A 2,146-nucleotide genomic window follows, 5' to 3' on the forward strand; every position below is an offset into this window, starting at 1 on the left:
GCCTCTTCCAGGGCAAAATCGTCGGAAACATGAGCAAGTTGAACCGGCTGAAGGCGCGTACCTTGATGGCCCTAGCCGGATGCAGCGAAGCGCGGTACGGGCCCGGGGCTTGCCCCGGTTCGGGAAGGGGCGGGGTGGGGGAAAATCACGCCTTGCCGCGTGGCTCCGCGTCGGACGGTTCCGGCTCGGACGTCTCCGCGTCCTCGGACGTCTCCGTGGACCCGTCGTCCTGCGCCTCACCATGAACCGGCTTCGCCGCCGCAGGCTCCACGATCTTCTCGCGTCCCGGCCGCATCCGCGACGAGATCACCATGTAGGCGACCGCCAGCAGGAAGACCACGATCGAGGTCCAGACGTTCAGGCGCAGACCCAGCACGTGGTGCGCCTCGTCGACGCGCATGTACTCGATCCAGCCGCGGCCGACGCAGTACGAGGCGACGTAGAGCGCGAACGCCCTTCCGTGGCCGAGCTTGAAGCGGCGGTCGGCCCAGATGACCAGCAGCGCGACGCCGATGCACCACAGGGACTCGTACAGGAACGTCGGGTGGTACAGGCCCGCCTCGCGGTTCGGGCCCTCGCTGATCTCCAGCGCCCAGGGCAGGTCGGTCTTCTTGCCGTACAGCTCCTGGTTGAACCAGTTGCCCCAGCGGCCGATCGCCTGCGCGAAGGCGATGCCGGGTGCGAGGGCGTCCGCCCAGGCCGGCAGCGGGATGCCGCGGCGGCGGCAGCCGATCCAGGCGCCGACCGCGCCCAGCGCGATCGCGCCCCAGATACCGAGGCCGCCTTCCCAGATCTTGAAGGCGTCGACCCAGTTCTCACCCTCGCTGAAGTACAGCTGGTAGTCGGTGATCACGTGGTAGAGCCGGCCGCCGACAAGACCGAAGGGGACGGCCCAGACGGCGATGTCGGCCACCGTGCCGGCCTTGCCGCCCCGGGCGACCCAGCGCCGGTTGCCGAACCAGACGGCTACGAAGACGCCGATGATGATGCAGAACGCATAGCCGCGCAGCGGGAGCGGTCCGAGATGGATCACTCCGGTCGAGGGGCTGGGAATGTAGGCGATGTCCATGGCAGGACCGACGCTACCCTGCCGGGCGGGACGTACGGCAACCCGCCCGGCAACGTATGGATAACGAGCCGCGACCCGTGGCGCCGTCCGAGCCGCCGTTGCCCGGTGCGGCCTGCCGCGGTCAGGAGGGCGAGGCCCCGGGGCTCGCGCTCTTGTCCCCGCCCGCAGGCGCGGGCCGCTCCGTACCCGGCTTCTTGCCCTCGTTGGCCTCCTTGACCCACTTCTTGAAGTTGGGGACGGAGATCCGCTCCTCGCCCTTCGTCGGGAAGATCGACTCGCCGTTGAGCAGCACGGTCGGGGTGCCGCTGAAGCCGCCGCTCTGGAAGGCCTCGTTCGACTTGTTGACCCAGGCGTCGTGCTTGCCTTCCTTCACACAGCTGCGGAACGCGGGCGTGTCGAGTCCTTCGACCTTGCCCGCGAGGTCGATCAGCTTGCCGGTGTCGGCGAAGGCGTCCTCGGTCTCCGGCGGCTGGTTCATGTAGAGAACGTCGTGGTACTCGGCGAACTTGCCCGCGTCCTGGGCGCACGCGGCGGCGTTCGCCGCGCGGCGTGAGCCGTTGCCGCCCATGTTGCCGTCGATGATCGAGGCGAGGTGGTACTCGACCCTGATCTGGCCGGTCCGCTCCAGTTCGTGGATCGTGTCCCGCAGAGCGTTCTCGAACGAGGCGCAGGCGGGGCAGCGGAAGTCCTCCCACACCGTGAGGGTGGAGGGCGCGTCGCTCGCGCCGACCGGGATCGCGAGCTGCTCCTCGCCCTGGGCGCCGCTCGGCGCGGTGAGCAGCCCGGCATCGGTGCCGCCGCCCTCGTCCTTGCCGCTGTTGGCGGCCACCAGGCCGGCCACGGCGGCCAGCCCGAGCACACCCACGACGGCCGACACCACGATCAGGGTCCGTCGACGCTTCTCGCGTGACTTTTCCCGCGCTCGTTCCTGCTGGAGTCGCTCACGGGCGACCCGCTTTCGTCCTTGGTTCCGCGCCCACATCAGCCTCTCGACCACACCGCGCAGACTTTCGTCAGACCGTACGTACCGGGCCGGCTGCTCCCGAACCATGATTGGCGCCTCAGCCGATGGCTTCT

The 2,146-nt window shown here is 69.3% G+C and carries 2 protein-coding genes; both read right to left on the reverse strand.

The window, feature by feature from the left end; all coding sequences use genetic code 11:
• Nucleotides 1-145 precede the first annotated feature (145 nt).
• Nucleotides 146-1,069, reverse strand: coding sequence for a prolipoprotein diacylglyceryl transferase (lgt, locus tag ABZ070_RS37000; protein WP_356640560.1), 924 nt, complete (start codon nucleotides 1,067-1,069; stop codon nucleotides 146-148).
• A gap of 121 nt (nucleotides 1,070-1,190) precedes the next feature.
• The gene (locus tag ABZ070_RS37005; protein WP_356640562.1) at nucleotides 1,191-2,051 is read right to left on the reverse strand and encodes a thioredoxin domain-containing protein; all 861 of its coding nucleotides are present in this window, start codon (nucleotides 2,049-2,051) and stop codon (nucleotides 1,191-1,193) included.
• Between the last annotated feature and the right edge of the window lie 95 nt (nucleotides 2,052-2,146).

Origin of the sequence: Streptomyces sp. NPDC006283 (assembly GCF_040613325.1) — a bacterium.
In the GTDB taxonomy this organism is placed as follows: Bacteria; Actinomycetota; Actinomycetes; order Streptomycetales; family Streptomycetaceae; genus Streptomyces.

Excerpts from the sequence above, each read along its gene's own strand:
- ABZ070_RS37005 (WP_356640562.1), bottom strand. The coding sequence starts at position 2,051 with ATGTGGGCGCGGAACCAAGGACGAAAGCGGGTCGCCCGTGAGCGACTC.
- lgt (WP_356640560.1), bottom strand. The coding sequence starts at position 1,069 with ATGGACATCGCCTACATTCCCAGCCCCTCGACCGGAGTGATCCATCTC.